The sequence below is a fragment of the Nonomuraea sp. GTA35 genome, from assembly GCF_041950525.1.
Taxonomy (GTDB): Bacteria; Actinomycetota; Actinomycetes; order Streptosporangiales; family Streptosporangiaceae; genus Nonomuraea.
This window is the reverse complement of sequence record NZ_JBGNUV010000007.1, coordinates 118,905-143,108: the sequence shown is the minus strand read 5'-3', so window position 1 is coordinate 143,108 and position 24,204 is coordinate 118,905. Positions and strand designations below refer to the sequence as shown.

The window sequence follows — 24,204 nt, the reverse complement described above, 5'->3', positions numbered from 1 at the left end:
ACATGGCGGCGACCTCCAGCCTGACTCCCGCATTGGAGCTAGGCATGCAGGAACTCGAGGCGATGGACGCTCCCGGATTCTGGTCCGGCTTCAAGCAGGGGGTCGTCATCACCCTCGGGACGCTCGTCTTCGCCAGCGCGGTCGCCAGCGCGGCGGCGACCTGACATCGAAGGAGAGGCACATGAACGAACTGGCGATTGCCCCGCTTGAGCTGGGCATGCAGGAGCTCGAGGCGATGGACGCCCCCGGATTCTGGTCCGGCTTCAAGCAGGGGGTCGTCATCACCCTCGGCACCCTCGCCTTCGCCAGCGCGGTCGCCAGCGCGGCCGCGGCGACCTGACATCCGGTTTTCCCGAGAGGAGGAATGCACATGAACGAGTTGGCCAACGCCCCGCTTGAGCTGGGCATGCAGGAGCTCGAAGCCATGGAGGCTCCCGGCTGGGGGACCTTCTGGGGAGTCGTCACCGGCGTCTCCGTGACGAGTGTCGTCGGCACGGCGGTCTCGTACGGCGTGACCGCCGTGATGAGCAGCATCAGCGTCATCACCTGAGCGCGCTGATCACTGGATGCGGCACTCGGTCTCGAGCTTGAGATGCAGGAGCCCGAGGCGGACGTAGCGGCATAGCACACAGCGGTGGCGGCGGTCGTCCGCCGCCACCGCCCGCCCTCGATCCCGCTCGGAGAAGGAATTCCCGCTCGGAGAAGGAAAGGAATGAGCAACGTGTCCACGGTGTGGTTGATCATCGCGGCTGGAATCTGTGTCGTCGCGTTCGCCCTGGTCGCGAACAGCAGCCTGGCGGGGATCACGCAGATCGTCGTGCTGGCCGTGCTCGGTGTCGCGGCTCTGGTCTGTTTCGCGCTCCTGGTCATGAACGCGACCGGGCGGTGACCGTGAAGCTCGGCAGGAGGGAACGGGAGGAGCTGGACCCGGCCATTCCCGCCCGTCCCCGGCTGGCCGACGACGTCCAGGTGCACGCGCCGGAGCACGAGGGCGCCCCGTGGATCATCCAGCGCGGCCCCGGCCGCTACATCCGGGTGGGCGCGGACATGGCGCGGCTGGGCCGCGCGCTCGACGGCGACCGGGATCACGCCGAGCTGATGGCCGACCTGGGGCCGAAGTGGACGCCGCAGGCGCTCGGCTACGCGCTGGGCGAGCTGCAGCGGATGAAACTGCTGGACGACGGCAGCCGCGGCCGTAGCGCCGCCGCCCCCTGGGTGAAGTACGTGCCCCCGCTGACCTTGCAGATCACCCTGCTGCGTCCGGCCCGGTTGCTGGCCTGGTGCCGGCCGCTGCTGGCGGCGCTGGCCAACCGCTTCTGGGCGGTGGTCGCGGTGGTGATCGCGCTGGCCGGGCCGGTGAGCCTGGCGCTGAACGGTGGCGCGCTGGCGCAGGCGCTCGGATCGCCGTTGCCGCTGAGCGTCTACGCGTGGGTGGCGGCCGGCTCGTACCTGGTCATGGTGGTGCACGAGCTGAGCCACGGCGCGGTGCTCAGCCACTACGGCGGGCGGCCGAGCCGGATGGGCGTCATGCTGCTCTACCTGCTGCCCGCGTTCTTCTGCGACGTCTCCGACGGCTGGCGGCTGGGGCACAAGGAGCGGCGTGTGCGGGTGGCGCTGGCCGGGGTGGCCACCCAGTTCGTGGTGGCGGGCGCGGCGGCCGTCGCGGCGCTGCCGACGGGTGAGGCGGCCTTGCTGGTCTTCTCCGTCGTCACCTACACCAGCGGGCTGCTCAACCTGCTGCCGTTCATCAAGCTCGACGGCTACCTGGCGCTGATGAGCCACCTCGACATCTCCGACCTGCGCAAGCGGGCGATGATCGACGCCCGCCGGCTGGTCACGAGGCTGCTGTTCGGCGGCACCTACCCGGTCGAGCTGCCGGGGCTGCGGTGGGCGGTGCCGTACGGGCTGGCCTGCCTGGTCTTTCCCGTCTACCTCGTCGGGGTGCTGGCGTTGTCCCTCTGGGGCGAGCTGCTGCGCGGCCTCGGTCTCCTCGGCACGGTGGCCATCTCGGTCGTCGTGCTGCTGCTGCTCGGCCGGCTGCTCGTCGGGTTCCTGCTGCGCGTGCAGGAGGCCAGGACGTCGGGCGCGTCGGTGTGGCGGATCGGGGGCGTGATCGCGGTGCTGGCCTGCGGGCTCACCGCCGTGCTGATGACGGTGCAGGTGCCGTACGTGATCTCGGGCGGCTACCACTACCGGCAGGGGCAGCTCGAACTCGTGGTGCCGGGCGGCGACGAGGCGATCACGCGGGGGGCGCAGGTCCGGCTGCTGCGCAACGGCGTGGTCCTGCGCGAGCAGGTGGGGTCGGCCGTGGTCGCCTCCGCCACGGCGTCGAGCACGACCGTTCCGATCTCGGCGCTGCTTCCGATCCGCGCGGAAGGCACCCTGCCGATGACCGTGTCCGCCTACCCGCTGACCGTGCGGGAGACACCGGGAGAACGCAGCGGCGCGGCGCGGGTCGACGCCGGGTCCAGGCCACTCGGTGAGTGGCTCGTCGCGACGTACCTGCCGCTCACCTGGTGACGGGGAGAAGAGAAGAGCGATGGAGTTCATCGAGTATCTGCGACACTGCCCGCCGGGAGAGCCCTTCTACGACGTCGTCGAGCCGCCGGCGGCCGCCGAGTTCTCCCACGACGCGGCCACACCCATGCCCGCGGACTGGAGACGCGACGACAACGCCGACTGGATCATCTTCAACGCGCCCGTCGAGCGCGTACAGCGGCAGGGCTGGAAGATCCACGTCTCGGCGACCATGGAGAACGCGGCCCGCATCCTCGCCAAGGTCTGGGACTACTGCGTCGCGCACCGCGTCAGCTTCAAGTACCTCCGCTCGGAGACGGTGCTGCGGCGGCGCAACGGCAAGTACGCCGACCGCGGCAGCGCGGGCAAGTTCGCCACCCTGTACCCGTGTGACGACCAGCAACTGGAGAAGATCCTCAACGAGCTGGGCGACCTGCTGGACGGGGAGCGGGGCCCGCACATCCTCAGCGACCTGCGCTGGCGCTCCGGGCCGCTGTACGTCCGCTACGGCGCCTTCGTCGAGCGCACGATCCAGAACGAGTACGGCGAGACCGTCTACTGCATCGAGGACCCGGAGGGCAAGCTGGTGCCCGACGTCCGTGGCCCGTCCTTCCGCCCGCCCCCGTGGGCCGAGCTGCCCGACTGCCTGACCGAGGCGCTGGCCGCGCGCAACCGGGGTACGCTGCGCGACTTCCCCTTCCGCGCGACCAAGGCCTTCCACTTCTCCAACGGCGGCGGCGTCTACTACGCCACCGACACCCGTTCGGGCGAGGTGGTGGTGCTGAAGGAGGCCAGACCGCTGGCCGGGCTCGACCAGGAGGGACGCGACGCCGTCACCCGCCTGGAGCGCGAGCACTGGGCCATGGACCGGCTCGCCGGCCTGCCCTGGATCCCTCGGGTGATCGACTACCGGATCGGCCACGAGCACTACTTCCTGGCCCGCGAGTACGTCGAGGGCGAGCCGCTGGGCCGGGAGATCGCCCGCCGCAACCCGCTGCTGCGGCCCGACCGCTCCGCCGCGGACTTCGCCACCTACACGGAGTGGGCGCTGAACATCCTGCGGCAGGCCGAGGAGGCCGTGGCCGCGATGCACGAGCGGGGCGTCGTCTTCGGCGACCTGCACCCGGCCAACATCCTGGTCCGCGCCGACGACAGCATCGCCTTCATCGACCTGGAGGGCGCCACCGAGGCCGACAAGAACCTGGTCCAGGTCATGGCCGCGCCCGGTTTCGTGGCACCGCCCAGCTACACCGGCGCCGAGGTGGACCGCTTCGGGCTGGGCTGCATCCGGCTGGCCCTGTTCTGCCCCATGACGGCCCTGCTGCCCTGGGGCGCCGACAAGGGCGGGCAGCTGCTGGACCTCATCACCACGTACTTCCCCGTTCCCGCGGACTTCGCCGAGCAGGTACGCCGCGACCTCGGCCCCGCCCCGCACTGGAACGACCTGGTCGCCCAGCCCGCCGACCGGCCGCCGCTGGACTGGCCGGAGCCTGAGCCCGCGGCCTGGCCGGGGTTGCGGGCCGCGATCGCGGACGGCATCGCGGTCACTGCCACGCCGGAGCGTACGGACCGGCTCTTTCCCGGCGACATCGCGCAGTTCCACCTCCCGGGTGGCGGGGCCGCCTTCGCCCACGGCGCGGCCGGTGTGCTCTGGACGCTCGCCCAGGCCGGCGCGGACGTACCGGCGGAGCAGGTGGACTGGCTGGTGCGCCGCTCGCGCGAGGGGAGCCTGACACGGCCCGGCTTCTACGACGGGCTGAGCGGCGTCGCCTACGCCCTGGACCGGCTCGGCCGCACCGCGGAAGCGCTGGAGACACTCGAACGCGCGGCCGCGATCCCGCTGGACCGGGTGCCGGGCATCGGGCTGTACTCCGGCCTGGCCGGGACCGGGCTGACGCTGCGGCACTTCGGGCGGGACTGCGGCGCGGTCACCGAACTGCTCATCGAGCGCCTGCCGCTGAAGTCGGAAGGGCCGCCGCCAGGCCTGATGCACGGAGCCAGCGGCGCCGCGCTGCTGTTGCTGCGGCTCTACGCCGAGAGCAGGGAACCCGCACTGCTGCGGCACGCCGAGGCGGCGCTGCGCCGCGACCTGGCGGTGATGGGCGTGGGCACGGGCCTCCCCGCGCCGATCGGCGCCCCGTGGCGCGAGCCGGTCCTGGAGCTGGGCGGCGCGGGCGTGGCCATGGTGCTGCGGCTGCTGATCGAGCACTACCCCGACCCGGAACTGCTGGAGGTGCTCGACGACCTCCACCGCGCCCTCGGTGACCACGTCGTCACCGGCGCCGGGCTGTTCGCGGGCAGGGCCGGGGTCATGCTGGCGCTGGCCCGCCTGGGCGAGCGGCCGGACTCGCCCAGGCTCGCCCGCCACCTGAAGCACCTCGCCTGGCACGGCGTGCCGCGGGACGGCCACATCGCCTTCATCGGGGAGCAGGCGCTGCGGCTGTCGACCGACCTGGCCACCGGCTCGGCCGGCGTGCTCCTCGCCCTGCACACCGCCCTGGGCGGCGGCACCGGTCTCCCGTTCCTGGAACCCGCGGCCACCCGCCACGACACCTGCACAACGACACAACAGGAGATCAGATGAAACCGATGTTGAGGGCAGAGGGCCTCACCAAACGGTACGGACCCGCTCTCGCGGTCAGCAACGCCAGCTTCGCCGTGCGCTCCGGCGCGATCACCGGCTTCCTGGGGCCCAACGGCGCCGGCAAGTCGACGACGATGCGGCTCTTCCTCGGCCTGGACCGGGCGAGCAGCGGCTCGGCCCACATCGACGGCAAGCCGATCCACGAGTGGCCGGTGCCCGCCCGCAAGATCGGCGCGGTGCTGGACACGCAGTGCGCGCACCCCAGCCGCCGGGCCATCGACAGCGTGCGCTGGGCGGCCAGGCTCGCCGGGGTGAAGGACAACCAGGCCGAGGTGCTGCTGGATCGGGTGGGCCTGTCCGCGGTGGCCGGCAAGCGGGCCGGGCGCTTCTCGCTGGGCATGCGGCAGCGGCTGGCGCTGGCCATCGCCCTGGTGGGCAACCCCGAGGTGGTCATGCTGGACGAGCCGATGAACGGGCTCGACCCCGAGGGCATCACCTGGATGAAGGGGCTGCTGCGGCAGTTCAGGGACCAGGGCAGGACGGTGTTCGTCTCCAGCCACCTGCTGGCCGAGATGGAGGACCTGGTCGACGACCTGGTCGTCATCGCGCAGAGCAAGATCGTCGGCGCCGGCGCGGCGCAGGCGTTCATCCAGCGCTTCCAGACGCAGACCGTCAGCGTGCAGTGCGACAACCCGCAGGCGCTCAGCGCCGCCATCACCAGCGCGGGCGGCCGACTCGTCAGCATGGCCGACGCGCAGCGCCTGCAGGTCACCGGGCTGGAACCGGACGCGGTGGGCCAGCTCGCCAAGAGCACCGGCGTCGCGATCTACGAGCTGCGCGAGGAGCGGAGCCTGCAGAAGGCGTTCAGCATGGCCACGGCCGAGAAGGCCGAGATCAAGGGAGAGGTGGGCTGAACCATGGGTTTCGCCGATCTGTTGTCCGCTGAGATCATCAAATTCCGTACCCTGCGCAGCTACCTGATCACCGCGGCCGCGGCCATCGTGGTGGCCGGCCTCGGGGGCGCCATCATGGGCGGCTCGATCGACGAGCAGGGCAACATTCCCGGGCTCGGCACCTCGGTCCAGGTCATCACGCTGCCGATGGAGGTGGTGATCTACGCGATGCTGGTGCTGGGCGTGCTGGTCGCGACCGGCGACATGCGCAGCGGCACCTTCCGCATCACCTCGGTCATGGCGCCGTGGCGCAACCGGGTCGTGGCCGCGAAGTTCTCGGCGGCGGCCGCCGTCGCGCTGGTCGTCACGATCATCGCGCTGGCCGCGGCCTGGGTGGGCGGGCTGATCACCGGAGGTGGCCGGTTCGACCCGATGGCCGGTGACGGCCTCATGCTCATCCTCACCCACCTGGTGGCCGTGCCGCTGGCGACCGTGCTCGGCGCGGCGGTCGGCATGCTGCTCAGGAACACCGCCGGAGCCATCTCCGCGCTGCTGATCTGGGCGCTGGCCGCCGAGGCGGTGCTGGTCTACACGATCCCGGCGGAGGTGGTGGCGTTCCTGCCGTTCAAGACGGTCGGCGCCGCCGCGGCCAACCTCAGCCTGGGCGCGCTGCCCGGGCTCGGCATGTTCACTCTGTACGTGGCGATCGCGGCGGGCCTGGCGTTGTACCTCCACCAGCGTCGTGACCTCGGCTGATTGTGACCGGGCCGCGGGACCTCACCCGAGGTCGCGCGGCCCCAGGCCCGCTTCCCCGTGTTGACACTATGTTGACCTTGGTGTTTATATGTGCCCAAAGCTAACTGCTTTTGGGTAATCGCACTGTTACGGGGAATTGCGGCGGCTTGACCGTGTCCTTGACGTCCCGGCTTCCCGTCGCAGAGGAAGTGGGGTTCCGTCGCGCATGGGGGCGATTCTGCAGGCGGAGAACCTCACGAAACGATTCGGCTCACTCGAGGCCGTCAAGAGCGTGAGCTTCTCGGTGCGGGCCGGCGCCATCACCGGTTTTCTCGGGCCCAACGGCGCGGGCAAAACAACGACGCTCCACCTTTTTCTCCAGCTCGTCCGCCCCACCTCCGGCGCCGCGCTCATCGACGGCAGACCCCTGCACGAATGGCCCGTTCCCGCCCGCAAGGTCGGCGCGGTGCTGAACGGCGAGTGCGCCCACCCCTCCAGGGCGGCCGTCGACAGCGTCCGCTGGGCCGCCCGGCTGGCCGGCACGACAGCCGACGCCGAGGAACTGCTGGCCAGGGTCGGCCTCGCCGACGTGGCCGGCCGGCGCTCCGGCTCCCTGTCCCACGGCATGCTGCAACGCCTCGCGCTGGCCATCGCCCTGGCGGGCGATCCGGAGATCGTCATCCTGGACGAGCCCATGAACGGCCTCGACCCCGAGGGCATCACCTGGATCAAGGACGTCCTGCGCGACCTGCGCGGGCAGGGCCGCACCGTCTTCATCGCCAGCCATCTGCTGGCCGAGCTGGAGGACCTGGTCGACGACCTGGTGGTGATCGCGCAGGGCGAGATCGTGGGCAGCGGCTCCGCCGCGGCCTTCGTCGACCGGTTCCAGCCCCACACCCTCAGCGTCCTGTCCGACCAGCCCCAGGAGCTCGCCATCGCGGTGAACGGCGCCGGCGGCCAGATCCTGGAGATCAACGGGCAGCGGGTCCTGATCAGCGGCCTGGTCTCGGCTCAGCTCGACAGGATCGCTCGCGACGCCGGCATCGCGCTGTTCGCCCTCACCGAGGAGGGCGGCCCGCCCATGGTCTCCACCACCGCCACGAACCTCCTGGCCGGGTCGTCCCCCGACACCGAGCAGGAGTGACCCATGCCCGGTCCGTCACCCGGAACGGCCCTGACACCCTGACGGTGCCCGTCCCGGGTGACTACGAGGTGGGGTGGATGCCCAGGCCGCCGCCGTTGATGAAGGCGCGGGCCAGTTTCGCGCGGCGGGCCGTACGCTCCATCCCGGCCACTCTGGCGATCTCCTCGGCGGTCGCCAGGTCGTCGAAGGCGGCCTTGGGGTCGCCCAGCAGGATCCGGGTCGTCCCCAGATCGAGGAGGATGTCGGACTGCACCACCCGGTCGCCGATGTGGATGGCGATCTCCAGCGCCTCGATCAGCTCCGGGCAGGCCTTCTCCGGCGTGCCCGCCTTGGTCGCGTGCATGGCCACCGCCCGCCTGATCCTGGCCTCGCTGCGCAGGCTCCCCGCCTCCCTGCACAGGCTGAGCGCCCGGTCCAGGCAGCTCTGCGAACCGGCCTCGTCACCGGTGCTCTGCAACACCGTCGCCAGCCCCACCAGGGACTCGGCCTCGGCGATCGTGTCCCCGCTGCGGTGCAGCGCCGCGGCCGCCTCCTGGTAGGTCTCCCGCGCGGTGGCCGGCGTACGGTGCATCCGGTCCAGGTCGCCGATCAGGTTGAGGGTCAGCCCGCTGCCCTGCTCGTCGCCCAGCCGCTGGAAGAGCGTGAGCGCCTCCCGCAACTGCCGCGCCGCGCCGATGTGGTCGCCCACCAGTAGCGCGCGATAACCCAGCGAGTACGTCAGCACGGCGTGACCGCGTACGTTCGACCCCTTGGCGACGCTGGCCAGGGCGATCTGGTGCGATTCCAGCCACTTGTCGAGATGGGCGCCGCTCTCGAAGAGCGCCAGCGGCGCCACGGCCAGCTCCCAGCAGGTCTCCGGCCTGGACGCGGCCCGTCGTACCAGGGCGACGTGGGCGTCGATGTGCCTTTCGAACCAGGCCGAGCCCTGCCCCGTCCAGGCGGGCGCGCCGGCGGGGCGGAAGCGGGGCGCGGTGCCGCGCGGGATGGAGCCGTCCTTGCCCCGCATCGATTCGTGGGCGGCGTCGGTCAGGGCCAGCCAGCTGCCGAAGGCCCGCTCGACGGCCGCGTCCAGGTCGCACTGGCCGTCCTCGGCCCTGGCGCGGGCGTGGCCGAAGCCGAGCATCAGCTCGTGGCAGCGGTAACGTTCGCCGCCGGGAAGGGGCTGGACGAAATGGGTTTCGGACAACTCTTCCAGCATGACCTCGGCGGCGTCCAGAGAGACGTCGGCGAGCGCGGCGGCCGTCGTGGTGGTGATCTCCGGGATGCCGTGGTAGCCGATCCTGCGCACCAGCGAGCGCGGCTTCGCGGGCAGCTCGTGGTAGCCGCGCATCAGCGTGGACATGATGCCCTTGCCGCCGTGCCGCAGCTCGCCCATGATCCGCGACGGCTCGGCGAGGCGGTCGGCCAGGCGCTGCAGGCTGAGCTGCGGCCGGGCGGCCAGCTTGGCCGCCAGGATGTTCAGCGCCGCGGGCAGCCCCGCGCACAACTCCACGATCTGGTCGGCCGCCGCGGGCTCGGCCCGCATCCGGCGCGCTCCTGCCCCGGTCGCCAGCAAGGTCCTGGCCGCGCGGGCGTCCAGCGCGGCGACGGTCACCGTGACGGCGTCGCGGGGCAGCGCCAGCGGAGAGCCGCTGGTCACGAGCACGGCCGAGCCGGAGCGTCCGGGCAGGAACGGCAGCACCTGCCCCGCCTCCGTAACGCCGTCGAGCACGATGAGCACCCGGCGCACGGCCAGGACGCTGCGCAGCAGCGCGGCACGCGCCCCCGCGCCCTCCGGGATCTCCTTGGCCGCCACCCCGAGCGCGGCCAGGAAGCCGGCCAGCACCTCCGCGGGGTCGCCGAGGTCGTCGGCGTATAACTGCCCGTCGGGGAAGCCGCCGGACACCCGGTGCGCCGCCTCCAGCGCGAGCGCGGTCTTGCCGACGCCGGCCGAGCCGGTGATCACCACGAGCGGGCTGGTCGGCCGCTCGGTCAGCGCCTCGACGAGCCCCCGTAGCTCGCCCCCGCGGCCGGGCAGCACGCCCGGGCGGGCGGGCAGCTGCCGCGGCACGTCGGCGTCCAGGTCTGCCGAGCCCAGCACCACGTCCTGGCGCAGGATGCGCAGCCGCAGGTCGCTCAGCGCGGGGCTGGGATCGGTGCCGAGCTCGCCGCGCAGCCGCTCCTTCATGTCGGTGAAGACCTGCAGCGCCTCGCTGGCCCGGTGCGAGCGGTAGAGAGCGATCATGAGCTGCGCGTGGAAGCGCTCCTTCAAGGGGTGCTGGTCCGTCAGGTGCTGGAGCTCGGCGATCAGCTCGCGGTGGCGTCCGAGCACGAGGAGGGCGTCGATGCGGGCCTCGACGGCGGCCAGCCGGCGCTCGTTCCAGAGCGCCGCCTCCGTCAGGAACGCCTCGCTGTCCAGGCCGGACAGGGCCGGGCCGCGCCACAGTTCGAGCGCGGCGCCCAGGATCTCGGCGGCCTTGGCGTGCTCGCCCTCGCTCGTCTGCCTGCCCGCCTGGTCGTACATGCGCAGGAACACGAAGGCGTCGATGGTGTCAGGGGTGGCGTCGAGGCGGTAGACGTTGTCCTGCACGTCGATGGTGACGCCGCAGCGCCGCAGCTCGCCGACCCCGCGGTGCACCTGGTTCCGCGCGCTCTTGGCGGGGTTGTCGCCGTAGATCGCGTCCATGAGGTTCTCGGCCGAGGCCGAGTGGCCCGGGCTCAGCAGCAGGTGCGCCAGCACCGCCCGTGACCTGCGGGTGCTCAGCCTGATCTCGTTGCCTTGCCGCCAGATGGCCGGTTGCCCCAGGATTCCGAAGTGCATCAACCGCACCTGCTTCCTTTTGCCGCTTCCCGATCAGTCGTACGGACAGCTCGTCATGGTTGGGTGGGCGTCTGGATCGTGGCCATCGCGAGTGTGCCTGAACCGACTTGCAACACACTTTCGGCTTGCCATAAATTGAGGGACCTTTGCAAGGGGTGTCACGTTATTCATCCCCTAATGTACGAAATATTCCTATTCGTCGTATTAGCGGCATGATAGATGTCACATCGCTTCGATGACACAGGCTCCTATCGGGGCAAATGTCGCGGAGTCAGACTCGTCGTATGCCTACCGCGTCGCCGATCAGCGTCTTACTTGCCGTCGACGAACAGATCCGGCGCGTGCTGGCCACCCTGCTCGCCATGGAGGAGGGCATCGACGTCGTCGCGGAAGCCGGCCACGGAGATGAGATCGCCGAGGCGGTCGGCCGGCACCGGCCGGACGTCGCCGTACTCGATGCCGAACTGACCGGGGTGGACGGCCTGACCGCCGCTCCGCGCATCGGCACCCACTGCGCGATCGTGGTCCTGACCAGCATCGGCCGGCCGGATTACCTGCGCAGGGCGGTGGCCGTGGGCGTGCGGGGCTTCCTCGGCAAGGACGCGCCGGCCGAGGAGCTGGCCGCGGCGATCCGCAAGGTCGCCGCAGGCGGCCGGTACCTGGACACCGAGCTGTCCGTCGCCTCCATGACCACCGGGGACGACCCGCTCACCGATGGCGGGCGCGGCGCCTTACGGCTCCCCGGCGACGGGCGTGCCGCCTCGCCCGACTCCGGCCCCGGGGACGAGCGCGGCTCCCCGCGCCCGCCCGGAGGCGCAGGCCCGGTGCGGACGACCGAGCTTCGTGCGCATGGGGCGGACCGCGCGCTGGTCAGTCGCGAGCGCGTCAGTCAAGTTCAGCGCGTACAGCCCGCGGGAAGCCGCCCCTACCGGGTGGCGGCCTGGCCGGTTGTGACGCAATCCGACGACCGAACGTAGCGATCGCGAACGGGTGGATCATGCACAGCGAGGACGACGAGGTCACGGTGGAAGTGAACGGGGAAGAACTCCGCGTGGATCCGGACGCCACGCGCACCATACGCTTCCCGCCGCCGAAACTGCCCAAGGGGGTGAAACGCCCGCCTCCCGAACCTCCCCAGTGGTGGGAGCCGGACGCGGGCGACGATCGGCAGGCGGGGCAGGTCGCGCCGGGCGACCCGCAGGAACGAGCAGGAGGGAAGGGCAGGCCTGCCGTGGGGCCGCCGCCGGGCCCGATCCAGCCGCCGCCGGGGCCGAACGCCTTCCAGGCGCCGCCGAACCCGCTCGGCCGGCCGGTCTGGGAGCCTTCCGCGCCTGACGTGCCGGTCTTCCCGCCCCCGCCGAGCGGCAGCCCCGGGGTGCCGGTCTTCCCGCCGCCGCAGAGCGGCCCGGAAACGCCGGTCTTCCCGCCGCCGCAGAGCGGCCCGGAAACGCCGGTCTTCCCGCCGCCGCAGAGCGGCCCGGAAACGCCGGTCTTCCCGCCGCCCCAGAGCAGCACAGAAGCTCCCGCCTACCCGCAGCCCGCCTACCCGCAGCCCGCCTACCCGCAGCCCGACTCCCCGCGGTCCGACACCGGGATGCCGGTGGCGGCGACGACCGCGGACAGCCTGCGACCGGACCGGTTGTTGCGCACCAGGCGCCGCCCGCCCACCGGAGGCTGGCGCAAGGCCGTCTACACGATGAGCGGCGGCCTCATCCACCTCGGGGACTCCAAGGCCGAACGCCGCCGCCAGGAACTCATCGAACGCATCAGGCAGCCGGTCACCGCCGGCCACTTCAGGGTCGCGGTGATGAGCCTCAAAGGCGGGGTCGGCAAGACCACGACCACCATCGGCCTGGGCTCGACGCTCGCGCACAACCGGGGCGACCGGGTCATCGCCGTCGACGCCAACCCCGACCGCGGCACCCTGTCGGAGAAGCTCAGGATGGAGTCGCCGGCCACCGTACGGCACCTGCTCAACGACCGGGGCGGCCTGTGGCGCTACGCCGACGTGCGCTCGTACACCTCCCAGGCCCCCTCGCGGCTGGAGGTGCTGGCCTCCGACCGGGACCCGGCCATCTCGGAGGCGTTCAACGCCGACGACTACCGCGCGGTCGCGCAGATCCTGGAGCAGTTCTACTCCATCGCCATCACCGACTGCGGCACCGGCATGCTGCACTCGGCGATGAGCGCGATCCTGGCCATGGCCGACCAGATCGTCCTGGTCAGCCCGGTCACCGTGGACGGCGCCAGGTCGGCCTCGGCCACCCTCGACTGGCTGCAGGCCCATGGGCACGGGAACCTGGCGGTCAGCGCCGTCGTGGTGCTGTCGGCGGTGAAGAACCCGCGCAGGAACGCCGTCAACGTCACCGAGCTCAAGGAGCACTTCGCCCAGCGCTGCCGCGCGGTGATCGGCGTGCCGTTCGACCCGCACCTGGAGCAGGGCTCCGAGGTGGATCTCGACCTGCTGCGCACCTCCACCAGGGACATGTACCTGGAGGTGGCCGCCACCATCGCCGACCGCTTCAACGCGGGGGTGGCGTCATGACGGCCCTGCTCAACGTCACCGACCTGTCTCTGTCGCCGGCGCTGGAGGAGGTCTCCTTCACCGTCGAGCGCGGCGAGGTCGTCTGCGTGGTCGGCCCGCCGGGCGACGGCGCGGGCAAGCTGATGGAGTGCCTGGCCGGCGAGGCCGAGCCGGACGCGGGCCAGATCGAGATGCTCGGCGCGACGGTCGGCCCGGGAGATCGGCGGCCCGCGGGCATGGGGGCCGCCCTGCGCGGGGAACGGCTCCCCGACCGGATGCGGGTGGGCGACGCCGTACGTCTCTTCTCCCGCCTGTACGGCACCCGCGGCCTGTCCGGCCGCCTGACCGACCTGCTGGACCTGGAGCCGCTGCTGACCAAGCGCTTCGGCGTGCTCAGCGACTCCCAGCGCAGGCTGGTCATGATCGGCCTGGCCCTGGTCGGCAATCCCGAGCTGGTGTTGCTCGACGACCCGACCGCCGGGCTCAAGGAGGGCGGCAGGAACCGGGTCGAGCACGTGATCGACGAGCTGCGTTCCGGCTACGGCGGGGTGTGCGTGCTCCTCGACGACCTGGCCCAGGCCGAGAGGCTGGCCGACCGGGTGGTCCTGCTGCGCGATGGCCGCGTACTGGCCGAGGGGAGCCCCTCGCGGCTGATCGGGCTGCTCGGCTCCGTCCACGTGCTGAGCGTGCCGCCGCACCTGCGGGTGGACCGCCTCTCGGAGGTACGCGTGCTGCCCTGCGCCGCGGCGACCTACCTGTACGGCTCCCGCCCCGCGCTGGAGGCGGCCGTCCAGGAGCTGGCGCCCATGAGCGGTGACCGGGTCTGGCTGATCCGCCGGCCCACGCTCAGGGACGCCTACCTCACGTTGTCGGCCGTGCCGGAACCCGCCGCCCTGGAGGTATGAGCATGGCAGCCACCGTCTGGACCCTCGTACGCGCGCAACTGGCCCTGCTGGCACGCACGCCGCTCGCGTTGCTGGCCGTGCTCGCGCTGCCGTTCGCGATGCTGCTCGCGCTGATGCTGTTCATCGGTTTCTCCTTTCCGACCCTGGAGTTCGGCGCCATGCCGGGCGTCAGGGTCATCGACCGGTTGTTGCCCGAGACGGCCGGTACGGTCGCCGCCTCGGCCGGGATCCTGGTGCTGACCCTGCACCTGTCGGAGATGCGGGACACGGGGCTGCTCGGCCGGTTGCGGCGCAGCCCCATGCGGGACGGGGCGTACATCCTGGCGCAGGCGATCGTGGCCGTCGTGCTGGTGGCGGCGTCCACGGCGCTGTTCATGGCCGTCACGTTCGTCTTCTACGGACCGCCGCGCACCTGGCATCCGCTGAGCCTGGTGGCCGCGCTGCTGGCGGTCACCTACTGCTCGGTCAGCGCCGGGCTGCTGCTGGGCGGCCTGCGGATGCCCCGCGCCGGCGCCAGGATCGCCGCGCCGCTCTGCTTCGTGCTGCTCTTCCTCGGCAGCGGGCTGGGCGTGCCGCGCGAGGGCTGGGAGGGCGTGGCGCCGTGGTTCTACCAGGTCACCACGGTCAACCCGCTGGCCCAGCTCAACGACTTCGTCTTCGGCGCGTACGTGGGCCGGCTGTCGGAGACCTGGCCGGCCGCCGCCGGGCTGGTCGCGACCGCCATCGTGGTCAACCTGGTGACCAGGCGCGTCTTCAACTGGGAAGGTACGAAATGAGAGCGGTCATCCTGGCCGTGGTCGCGCTCGCCCTGCTGGCCGGCGGGTGCGCCGCGCGGGACGAGCAGCACCCCATCGCGATCGCCATCGCCGGCACCCCGCCCGCGCAGGCGGGGAAGCAGACCGGGAGTCAGGCCGGGCCGGCCAAGCAGGCGCAGGCCGCCGCCACGGTCGATCCCGACGACGCGTTGCTGAAGCTCGCCCAGTGCCTGCGTGAGCAGGGCATCGACGTGCCCGACCCCGGCTCGCCCGAGGACAAGACGTACCAGTACAAGGGGGACCAGGCGACCCTGCAGCGGGCGATGAAGGCCTGCGAGCAGTACACCTCTCAGATCCCCAACCCCTTCGACGACCCGAAGGCCAGGGACGCGGTCATCAAGTACGCCCGCTGCATGCGTGAGCAGGGCATCGACATGCCCGACCCGCCGGCGGTCAACCAGAACCTCGACCCGAACGATCCCAAGCTGCAGAAGGCGGCGCAGAGCTGCGTCAAGCTGCTGCCCGGCCAGGGAGGCACCGGATGAACGGGCGGCTCAAGGGCGTCGTCGCCGCGCTGGGCACCACGGTCGTCGGCAGCGCGGTCACCGCGGGCGGCGTGTTCGCCTCGGCGGCGTTGTTCGACACCGGCCCGCACGCCAAGCCGGAACCCACGCCGACCGCGCGGCCGGTCTCCGCCGCCACCGAAACGATCACCCGTGGCGACCTGGCGGACCAGGAGAGCGTGGACGGCAAGCTCACCTACGCCGACAGCCGTACGATCAAGTCCGCCGCAGCCGGGACGATCACCAGCCTGCCCGCCGAGGGCAAGGAGATCAAGCGCGGCAAGAGCCTCTACAGCGTCGATCGCCGGGCCCGCATCCTCATGTACGGCAAGATTCCCGCGTACCGGACGCTCAAGGACGGCGTGAAGCGCGGCCCGGACGTCAAGCAGCTCGAACAGAACCTGCGGGCACTCGGCCACGCCCGCGGCGTCACGGTGGACAACCGCTTCACCGACGCGACCGAACGCGCCGTGAAGCGGTGGCAGAAGAAGAACGGGATGGAACGCGACGGCGAGGTGACGCCGGCGGACGTCGTGTTCCTGCCCGAGTCGGTACGTGTCGGCAAGATCGCCGTGGAGGTGGGCGACCAGGTCGGCTCCGTACGGCCCATCCTGGACGTCACCTCCACCGACCGGCTGGTCCGGATCAACCTGGACGCCGACAAGCAGGACATCGCCAAGAAGGGCAAGAAGGTCACCGTCAAGATGGCCAACGGCAAGGACGTCAGCGGCAAGATCATCAGTGTGGCGAAGGTGGCCACGGTGGCCGACCGCTCCGACAACCAGGAGAAGGGCGCCACGGTCGAGGTGGAGATCTCGGTCTCGGCCAAGGCGGCGGGCTCGCTCGACGAGGCGCCGGTGACCGTGGAGCTCACCAGGCAGCGCGCCGAGGACGTGCTCACCGTGCCGGTGGAGGCCCTGCTGGCGGTCCCGGAGGGCGGCTACGGCGTCGAGGTCGTGGACGCGAACGGGTCGGCCAGGCGGGTGCACGTGAAGACGGGGGCGTTCGGCAACGGCCGGGTCGAGGTGGAGGCCGAAGGGCTGGCCGAGGGCATGAAGGTCACGGTGTCGGGCCGATGAACATCCTGGAGATCCGCGGGGTCAGCAAGAGCTACGGCCGGGTGCACGCCCTGCGCAACGTGGACCTGACCATCCGCAAGGGCGAGATGTTGTCCATCGTCGGCCCGTCCGGCTCGGGCAAGTCCACGCTGCTGCAGATCGCCGGCACCCTCGACCGCCCGTCCGCTGGCACCGTACGGGTGGCGGGGCACGACGTCAGCCGGCTGTCCGACAGCCAGCTCTCCGCGTTGCGCGCCCGCTACATCGGCTTCGTGTTCCAGCAGTTCCACCTCTCGCCCGGGCTGACCGCGCTCGACAACGTCGCCGACGGGCTGCTCTACAGCGGCCTGTCCAGGCGGCAGCGCAGGGAACGCGCGGCGGCGGCGCTCGATCTGGTGGGGTTGTCGCACCGTCTGGGGCACCGGCCGCACCAGTTGTCCGGCGGGCAGATGCAGCGGGTGGCGGTCGCCCGCGCGGTGGCGGGCCGGCCGCCGCTGCTGCTGGCCGACGAGCCGACGGGCAATCTCGACTCCGAGGCGGGGGCAGAGGTGTTGTCGCTGTTCAGGACGTTGAACGCACGAGGGATCAGCATCGCGATCATCACGCACGACTCCGAGGTGGCGCTCGCCTGCCCGCGTCGCGTGCGCGTACGCGATGGGCTGGTCAGATCCGAGGTCTCATGACGGCGCTGCGACCTGCCCGGCTGCGGCCGACCGATCTGGCCAGGATCGGCACGGCCGGTCTGCGGGCCAGGCCCGCCAGGGCGATCCTGGCCGCGCTCGGCATCGCGATCGGCATCGCCACCATGGTCACGGTCGTCGGCATCTCCGCCTCCAGCCAGGAGAAGCTCCTGCGCCAGCTCGACGAGCTCGGCACCAACCTGCTCAGGGTCTCGCCCGGCGACAGCCTCTTCGGCGACCCGGTCAAGCTGCCGGAGAACGCCGCCGCCATGGTCAAACGCCTCGACGGCGTCACCAACGCCGGCCAGACCGCCGACACCGGCACGACCGTGCGCCGCAACGACCTGATCCCCAGCGGCATCTCCCTGGGCATCACGGTGCAGGCCGCCGACCTCGACCTGCTGGCCACCCTCGACGGCAAGGTACGCCACGGCACCTGGCTCAACGCCGCCACGGAACGCCAGCCCGTGGTGGTGCTCGGCGCGGTGGCCGCCGAACGGCTGGGCCTGGTCATCCCGCGGGGCCAGGTGTGGATCGACAACCGGTGGTTCACCGTCATCGGCGTGCTGGAGAAGATGCCGCTGGCCGAGGAGATCGAGCGGTCGGCGCTGATGGGGTTCCCCGCCGCCAAGGAGTACCTCGACCACGACGGCCATCCCACCACCGTGTACGAACGCTCGACCGACGCGGCGGTGGAGAGCGTCCGCGCCATGCTGGCCCGCACCGTCAGCCCGGAGAGCCCGAACGAGGCCAAGGTCAGCCGGCCGTCGGACGCGTTGAAGGCCAAGGCCGCCGCGGCGGGCGCGTTCACCGGGCTCATGCTGGGCCTCGGCGCGGTCGCCCTGCTCGTCGGCGGGGTCGGGGTGGCCAACACGATGGTGGTCGCCGTGCTGGAGCGACGCAGGGAGATCGGTCTGCGCAGGTCGTTCGGCGCCACCCGGGGGCAGATCCGCGACCAGTTCCTGGTGGAGGCGCTGCTGCTGTCGTTGTTCGGCGGCGGGGCCGGGGTGCTGCTCGGCTCGCTGGCGACCTTCGGCTACGCGCAGTTCAACGCGCTGCCGACGGTGGTGCCGATGTGGGCGTTCGGCGGTGGCCTCGGCATGACCGTGGTGATCGGCGCGCTGGCCGGAATCTATCCCGCGCTGCGCGCCGCCCGTGTCCCTCCGACCGTGGCGCTGACGGCCCAATGACGAAAATTCCGCCCGAAGTGACCGGGCACCCGTTCGCGCCCGGCTCCGGCTGTTTATATATCGCATTACGCGGCGCAGGAACCCGATTATGTCGCGGGATTCATGGACACTCCGACAAACGCTACCTAGACTGGCCGACAGCTATTCCCGATGCATGGGGCACGGGGGGATCCGCTTGAACTTCACACGACTCCGAGACAGTTTCGAACTGGTCGCCAAATACGGCGACAGCGTGCCGTTGTATTTGTTCTCCGACCTGTTCCTGAACGTCCCCGGCTACCGCGAGCTGTTTCCCGTCAACATGCGGAACCAGCGGGAGCGGCTGATGGAGGCACTGGCGTTCGCGGTCGAACACGCAGGCGCCCTGCACGAGATCACGCCCTACCTTCACCAACTCGCGCGCAGCCACCGCAAAATGGGCGTGCAGGCCGAGCACTACGCGAAGTGGTGCGCCAGCGTCGTCAACACGATGCACCGCTTCTCGGGCAACCTCTGGGACGACGACCTCGAGCGCGAATGGCGCGAGTTCCTCACCGCGCTCACCACGGTGCTGGTGGACGGCGCCAGGCAGGACGCGATGAAGCGGCCCGCGCGGTGGACGGCCGAGGTCATCAGCCACGAGCGCAGGGCCGTCGACACGGCCGTGCTGCGCCTGCTCGTCGACACGCCCTTCCCCTACGTCCCCGGGCAGTCGGCGCCGATCGAAGTGCCGCAGTGGGCGAACCTGTGGCGCTACTACTCGATGGCCAACGTGCCCCGGCAGGACAACACCATCGAGATCCACGTCAAGGCCGACGGCGCGGTCAGCGCGACCCTGGTGCGCGAGATCCAGGAGGGTGACATCGTCCGCCTCGGCGCGCCGATCGGCACGCTGACCCTCAACCCCACCACCGGCCGGAATCTCCTGCTGGTCGCCGGCGGCACCGGTTTCGCACCGATCAAAGCGATCCTCGAACATGTGACCCGGCTGCCGGTGCCGCCGTGGGTCTCGGTGTTCGTCGGAGCCCGGGAACCGGACGGGCTCTACGATTTCGACGTTCTGCGTACCTGGTCCGAGAAATATTCCTGGCTCAGCGTCAGGGCAGCGCTCTCCGACATTCACAAACCGGAACTGGCGGCCTCGGGAACGGTCAGCGAAGTGATCGCCGGATACGGCCGGTGGGATGCGTACGACGCCTATGTCTGCGGCCCGCCCGCCATGGTCGACAGCACGGTCGAGATCCTGCGCGGAAATGGTTTCAGCGACAACCGGATCCGCCTGGAGAAATTCGCCAGCAAGATCACCCCGTCACAGAGGTTCGTTCATGAATGACCCGGTGGAGCAGTTTCACGCCACATATTCACAGGAGCAGGACGGCAACACGGGGTGGTCGGAGCCCGGCGAGACGACCGGCGCTTCGTGGGAGGAGCCGCAGTGGGACGAGCCGCGGGCGGCCTCGTCCAACGGCAACCACTCCGCCGAACGGCTCACCCCCGCCCAACTGCGGGCCGTCGTCTTCCGCCGCGCCCCGCTCGGGCGCCGCGGCCTCGACGAGGACCAGGTCAACAACCTGCTCGACCGGGTCGAGGAGGAGCTGAGCCGGCTGGCCCAGGAGAAGAAGGCGCTTGCGGCCGAGGTCGAACTGCTGCGCGGGTACGTCTCCGACTCCTCGGCGATCCCCGGACCGCAACAGGAGGACCCTGCCGCATCGGCCGCGTCGGTCACGTCTGCCGCGCCCGCGACGCCGACGCGGCGGGAGACCGGGCTCGCGCGGGTGGAGCAGCAGGGCCACGTGGAGTCGCAGACGGTGGCCAGCCGGATGCAGGAGGCGCACGTCTACGCGGCCCAACTGCTCTCGCAGGCCCAGCAGACCGCTGACCAGTACATTCAGGACGCGCAGCGGTACGCGCGCGAGCTGGTCGACGACGCGCGTTACCGCAGGTCGGAGCTGCTCAGCAAGGAGCAGGCCACTCCCGGGCCGGAGAACTGGGAGCGGGAGGCCGCCCGGCTGCGTACCGCGAACCAGGAATACCGCGGCAAGCTGCGCGACTACTTCGAGCTGCTGCTCATGAACCTCGATGAGTGGGAGACGGCCGAGGGCATCAGCATGCCGTCCGCGCCCGGCTCCCCCGATCTCCCCGGCTGAGGGGCGTCACTTCCGCGTGGTGAGCGGGATCCCGCCGGGCCGTCTCGGCGGGATCCGCGCCGCGGGGGTTCGGCGGCGGCGGACTCCACCGCGGCGGCCGGCGTGAAGAACAGGGCTTCTCCTGCCAGCTGGTTCTCGCACGATCTTTCCTCGGCGAGGTGTTAGCGCTAACTTGGGGTTGATAGACGGATTTCTCTCCGGGCGGGCGTCAACGACCACGCGATAAGCGTGCGCAAACCGGCAGTGCCGCCGGCCCATGGTGCATGCCCTCAAGGAGAGAACCATGTCAAGCCCCACGTCTCGTCGCGCCCGCTCGACCGCGCGCGACCACGCCAGGTACCAGGACCATCTCGGCCGGACCGGCCGACGCGACCTTCCGGCCCGCGAGCAGACCACCGCGACGACGCACGAGAAGGGTTCCCCCATGGACACATCCGGAGCCAGGCGGCTGCTCGCCGGGCTGGCAGCCCTGGTGCTCCTGCCGATCATCGCAGTGGGCTTATGGACGACGCCCGCAGCGGCCGCGACCAGTCAGTTCCGCGGCATGAACTGGGCGGTGCTGGGCGACAACTTCAGCACCGGCCCGCTCGTCGTCGACGGGCTGAGCGGCTCCGACAGCTACGCCACCGTCCAGGCCAAGGCCAACGCGCTGTACGACGACATGCAGTCGACACTCGGTGTGAACACGGTCCGGCTGCCGATCAACACCCACACCGTCGGCACCACCTGGTGGAACGCCTACCGCGGCGCCGTCGACGCCGCCACGGCGCGCGGGTGGAAGGTCATCCTCGCGTACTGGGAGGACGGCGCGGCCTCCGGGGGCCGCATCACCAACCTCTCGGCGTGGAACTCGATGTGGTCGACCGTGACCTCCCAGTACGGATCGAACGGCCTCGTGTACTTCGAGCCGATGAACGAGCCGCACGGCTACAGTTCGGCCGAGTGGCGCACCATCGCCGCCGACTGGCTGGGCCACCACTACTCGGCTCCGCCGAACCGGGTGCTCGTCGGTGGCACCGGCTACAGCCAGGACCTCCGTGACCTGTGCAACGACTCGCGTTTCGCCGGCACGCTGTTCTCGTTCCACCACTACGCGTTCTTCTACTCGGCGAACACGTACGACGGCTGGCGGTCCCACGTCCAGACCCGCCTGGGCAACTGCGCCTCGCGGGCGGTCGTCACCGAGTTCGGGGCTCCGATGAACAACGGCCTGAACTACGCCGACGCGAACAGCACGGACAACTTCGTCCGCCACATCCGCGCCGTCACCCAGGTGATGCGGGACAACGCCATGGGCGCCACCTACTGGCCGGCCATCGGCGGCAAGCCCGGCGACATCGGCTACGACTGGTACTCGATGTACGCCAAGAGCGGCAGCGGCACCGACCTCAACCTCGCGATCCGCAACCCGTCCGGCGCGAACCGCCTGCGCTACGGCTGGGGCGACGCCGTCGACGGCGGCGGTGGCACAACGACGACCCAGATTGTCAACCAGAACTCCGGCAAGTGCGTCGACGTCCTGCAGGGCTCGACCGGGAACGCCGCCGAGATCATCCAGTACACCTGCACCGGGGCCGTCAACCAGCAGTGGCAACTGCGCGATCTCGGCAATGGCTACCACAACCTCGTGGCGCAGCACTCCGGCAAGTGCCTCGACGTGAACAACGCCTCCACCGCGAACAACGCGGCCGTCATCCAGTACACGTGCGGCAGCGGCACCAACCAGCAGTGGCAACTCCGCGCCGTGTCCGGCACGAGCCACGTCGAGATCGTCGCCCGGCACTCGGGCAAGTGCCTCGACGTGTCCGGCCAGTCGACGGCAGACAGCGCCCGTCTCCAGCAGTACACCTGCTGGGGCGGCGCCAACCAGCGCTGGGACGCTTGAGGCCGCACCCGGCCGAAGCACGTGAACACGAAGGCGTCGGGCCGCCGGAGGGCGAGCAGTCCACGTGATCCTGGACGGCACCCCGGAGCGTCGTCCAGCCCGTGGTCCAGTTCTTCCTGCCCGGCGGCCGCTCGCCGGCCGCGCGACCGCCCCGCCGGGGAGTAGGCGGCCACCCAGGACGAACAACCGGTCCGGCTGCTCGAATCCCACCAGATCCTGCGGACCAGGGATCATCACCGCGCCCCCGTCACCACGCGCCGACCGTAGAGCATGCCGGACCGGCGGTGAGGATGCTCTTGCCGGAGGCCGGCATGTTGACGCCGCCGGTGCGGCATGTTGTGATCCACACATGCGTATTCCGTACTTATTTAGTAGGAAATGAGGTGGTTATGAGGTTCCTCCGGCGTGCCGCCGCGACTGTCATGCTCCTGGTGAGCGCGGCGGGCATCCAGGCCGCGCAGGGCGGACCGGCGCAGGCGGCTCTGCCCACCGCCGCCGTCGCGCTCGGCGACAGCTTCGTCAGCGGGGAGGGCGCGGGGGACTACCAGCCCGTCGTCGACGCCTCCGGTACGGCACAGGGCTTCCCCGGCTGGTCGGCGCCCAACAGCAACGCCTACTTCTGTCACCGGTCGGCCAACGCCTCGGTGTTCACGGCATCGCTCCCGGGCATCCAGCAACGTTTCAACCTCGCGTGCTCCGGCGCCCAGCCCGCCGACATCGCCACCCCCGCCGGCGCCCGGGCCGAGGGCCGCGCCGTCGCCTCGCAACTCGATCAGCTGCGCGCCCTCGCCCGGACGCACGACATCGACGTCGTCCTCGTCGGCCTCGGCTCCAACAACACCCAGTTCACCTTCGGCGACGTGGCCACGCTGTGCGCCAACCGCTTCATCGCCGACGCCTGGACAGGCTGGTGGGAGTTCTGGGCCTATCTGAAGGGCGAAGTGCCGCAGAAGCCCTGCACCGCCTCGGACCTGGCCACCGACACCGAGGTCGCCGCCGCCACCACCGAGACCACCGCGGCCCTGCGCCAGATCCTCGACACCCTCGCCCAGATCGACGCCGACGGCACCCACCAGGTGATCCTGCAGACCTACACCAACCCGCTGCCGCCCGACATCGCCCCGCAGTACCACGACGAGGACGGCCGCACCGACACCCGCGACAAGTTCCGCGCCCTCGGCGCCGAGCGCTACGCCGCCGGATGCCCGATCCACCGTGCGAGCCTCGCCCCCGGGCACGTGTTCTCCCAGAACCTCGGCTCCCTGGTCAGGAACGCGCACAGCACGCTGGCAGCCGAACGCCCGGCGGCCGACCTGCGCGTACTGGACGTCCAGAGGGCTTTCGACGGGGCCAGGCTCTGCGAGAACCCCGGCAGCCCGGCGGGCGCGCTCGCCACGCCGGTCCGGGTACAGGACGGGCCGTCCGGCACGTTCATCACCAGCCTGTCCGGCTGGGACAAGATCGGTATCCAGCGGGCGGCGAACACCTGCGTCACCTACTTCCAGACCTGCCAGGAGTCGTGGCACCCCAACGCCGCGGGCCACACGGTCCTCGGCCAGTGCCTGACCGGCGCCTTCGCCGCGGCGCCCCGCACGGTCGTCACGTGCGCCCGTAACGCGGACGGCACGCTCGCCATCTCCTGACGTCTCCTCAGCTTCGCGTCCGGCTGCCCGGAGCCGGACGCATCGCGAGACAGACAATCGGTCCGGGCAGCGCGGCGGGGACGGCGCCGCCCGCGCTGCCGTCGGCGCAGGCGCCGTGAAGTCCTCGGCGGGCTGATCAACGAGTACTGGCGAGCCGACTGGCCCCCGGGGTGCATGAGATACGCAGGTCAGGGCTTTTGGC

22 protein-coding genes are annotated in these 24,204 nt (G+C 71.0%); 21 read left to right on the top strand and 1 reads right to left on the bottom strand.

The window, feature by feature from the left end:
• Positions 1 to 44 precede the first annotated feature (44 nt).
• The 9 genes from ACBJ32_RS30030 (at position 45) to ACBJ32_RS29990 (ending at position 7,873) form a co-directional block, all read left to right on the top strand.
• Positions 45 to 164: a daptide-type RiPP gene (locus tag ACBJ32_RS30030; RefSeq protein WP_375129533.1), complete on the top strand. Its 120-nt coding sequence runs from the start codon at positions 45 to 47 to the stop codon at positions 162 to 164.
• Between the two features lie 17 nt (positions 165 to 181).
• Positions 182 to 340 (top strand): daptide-type RiPP, encoded by a 159-nt coding sequence (locus ACBJ32_RS30025; protein ID WP_357893493.1) that lies wholly within the window; start codon positions 182 to 184, stop codon positions 338 to 340.
• A gap of 30 nt (positions 341 to 370) precedes the next feature.
• A complete protein-coding gene (locus ACBJ32_RS30020; protein WP_357893491.1) occupies positions 371 to 550 on the top strand; it encodes a daptide-type RiPP in 180 nt (59 codons plus the stop codon).
• A gap of 162 nt (positions 551 to 712) precedes the next feature.
• Positions 713 to 889, top strand: a complete 177-nt coding sequence (locus ACBJ32_RS30015; protein WP_357893489.1) for a hypothetical protein — start codon at positions 713 to 715, stop codon at positions 887 to 889.
• Positions 886 to 2,520 carry a daptide biosynthesis intramembrane metalloprotease gene (gene mpaP / locus ACBJ32_RS30010; RefSeq protein WP_375129532.1) on the top strand — a complete coding sequence of 545 codons (1,635 nt, stop codon included), beginning with the start codon at positions 886 to 888 and terminating at the stop codon, positions 2,518 to 2,520. The genes ACBJ32_RS30015 and mpaP overlap by 4 nt, the downstream gene beginning before the upstream one ends.
• 19 nt (positions 2,521 to 2,539) lie before the next feature.
• Positions 2,540 to 5,101, top strand: coding sequence for a class III lanthionine synthetase LanKC (gene lanKC, locus ACBJ32_RS30005; protein WP_375129531.1), 2,562 nt, complete (start codon positions 2,540 to 2,542; stop codon positions 5,099 to 5,101).
• On the top strand, positions 5,098 to 6,015 hold the full coding sequence (locus ACBJ32_RS30000) for an ABC transporter ATP-binding protein (protein ID WP_375129530.1): 918 nt from the start codon (positions 5,098 to 5,100) through the stop codon (positions 6,013 to 6,015). The genes lanKC and ACBJ32_RS30000 overlap by 4 nt, the downstream gene beginning before the upstream one ends.
• Positions 6,016 to 6,018: 3 nt before the next feature.
• Complete coding sequence (locus tag ACBJ32_RS29995) at positions 6,019 to 6,750, top strand: hypothetical protein (protein ID WP_357893481.1); 732 nt, start codon at positions 6,019 to 6,021, stop codon at positions 6,748 to 6,750.
• 205 nt (positions 6,751 to 6,955) lie between these two features.
• Entirely contained in the window at positions 6,956 to 7,873 is a 918-nt protein-coding gene (locus ACBJ32_RS29990) for an ABC transporter ATP-binding protein (RefSeq protein ID WP_375129529.1), read from the top strand.
• 61 nt (positions 7,874 to 7,934) lie between these two features.
• On the opposite strand, the gene ACBJ32_RS29985 is transcribed toward ACBJ32_RS29990, so the two are convergent.
• Positions 7,935 to 10,673 carry a BTAD domain-containing putative transcriptional regulator gene (locus tag ACBJ32_RS29985; protein WP_375129528.1) on the bottom strand — a complete coding sequence of 913 codons (2,739 nt, stop codon included), beginning with the start codon at positions 10,671 to 10,673 and terminating at the stop codon, positions 7,935 to 7,937.
• A gap of 284 nt (positions 10,674 to 10,957) precedes the next feature.
• On the opposite strand from ACBJ32_RS29985, the gene ACBJ32_RS29980 reads away from it, so the two are divergent.
• The 12 genes from ACBJ32_RS29980 (at position 10,958) to ACBJ32_RS29925 (ending at position 24,002) form a co-directional block, all read left to right on the top strand.
• Entirely contained in the window at positions 10,958 to 11,650 is a 693-nt protein-coding gene (locus tag ACBJ32_RS29980; protein WP_375129527.1) for a response regulator, read from the top strand.
• Between the two features lie 20 nt (positions 11,651 to 11,670).
• Positions 11,671 to 13,218: an AAA family ATPase gene (locus ACBJ32_RS29975; RefSeq protein WP_375129526.1), complete on the top strand. Its 1,548-nt coding sequence runs from the start codon at positions 11,671 to 11,673 to the stop codon at positions 13,216 to 13,218.
• Positions 13,215 to 14,102 carry an ATP-binding cassette domain-containing protein gene (locus ACBJ32_RS29970; protein WP_375129525.1) on the top strand — a complete coding sequence of 296 codons (888 nt, stop codon included), beginning with the start codon at positions 13,215 to 13,217 and terminating at the stop codon, positions 14,100 to 14,102. Before ACBJ32_RS29975 ends, ACBJ32_RS29970 begins: the two co-directional genes overlap by 4 nt.
• Before the next feature lie 2 nt (positions 14,103 to 14,104).
• Positions 14,105 to 14,878: an ABC transporter permease gene (locus ACBJ32_RS29965; RefSeq protein WP_375129524.1), complete on the top strand. Its 774-nt coding sequence runs from the start codon at positions 14,105 to 14,107 to the stop codon at positions 14,876 to 14,878.
• Positions 14,875 to 15,402 carry a hypothetical protein gene (locus ACBJ32_RS29960; protein WP_357893467.1) on the top strand — a complete coding sequence of 176 codons (528 nt, stop codon included), beginning with the start codon at positions 14,875 to 14,877 and terminating at the stop codon, positions 15,400 to 15,402. The genes ACBJ32_RS29965 and ACBJ32_RS29960 overlap by 4 nt, the downstream gene beginning before the upstream one ends.
• A complete protein-coding gene (locus ACBJ32_RS29955) occupies positions 15,399 to 16,499 on the top strand; it encodes an efflux RND transporter periplasmic adaptor subunit (RefSeq protein WP_375129523.1) in 1,101 nt (366 codons plus the stop codon). The genes ACBJ32_RS29960 and ACBJ32_RS29955 overlap by 4 nt, the downstream gene beginning before the upstream one ends.
• Positions 16,496 to 17,161: an ABC transporter ATP-binding protein gene (locus ACBJ32_RS29950; RefSeq protein WP_357893463.1), complete on the top strand. Its 666-nt coding sequence runs from the start codon at positions 16,496 to 16,498 to the stop codon at positions 17,159 to 17,161. The genes ACBJ32_RS29955 and ACBJ32_RS29950 overlap by 4 nt, the downstream gene beginning before the upstream one ends.
• Positions 17,158 to 18,348, top strand: a complete 1,191-nt coding sequence (locus ACBJ32_RS29945; RefSeq protein ID WP_357893461.1) for an ABC transporter permease — start codon at positions 17,158 to 17,160, stop codon at positions 18,346 to 18,348. Before ACBJ32_RS29950 ends, ACBJ32_RS29945 begins: the two co-directional genes overlap by 4 nt.
• Positions 18,349 to 18,523: 175 nt before the next feature.
• Positions 18,524 to 19,660 (top strand): FAD-binding oxidoreductase, encoded by a 1,137-nt coding sequence (locus ACBJ32_RS29940; protein WP_375129522.1) that lies wholly within the window; start codon positions 18,524 to 18,526, stop codon positions 19,658 to 19,660.
• Positions 19,653 to 20,474: a DivIVA domain-containing protein gene (locus ACBJ32_RS29935; protein ID WP_375129521.1), complete on the top strand. Its 822-nt coding sequence runs from the start codon at positions 19,653 to 19,655 to the stop codon at positions 20,472 to 20,474. Before ACBJ32_RS29940 ends, ACBJ32_RS29935 begins: the two co-directional genes overlap by 8 nt.
• A gap of 283 nt (positions 20,475 to 20,757) precedes the next feature.
• Positions 20,758 to 22,359, top strand: a complete 1,602-nt coding sequence (locus ACBJ32_RS29930) for an RICIN domain-containing protein (protein WP_375129520.1) — start codon at positions 20,758 to 20,760, stop codon at positions 22,357 to 22,359.
• Positions 22,360 to 22,748: 389 nt separating this feature from the next.
• Entirely contained in the window at positions 22,749 to 24,002 is a 1,254-nt protein-coding gene (locus ACBJ32_RS29925; protein ID WP_375129519.1) for a hypothetical protein, read from the top strand.
• Positions 24,003 to 24,204 lie beyond the last annotated feature (202 nt).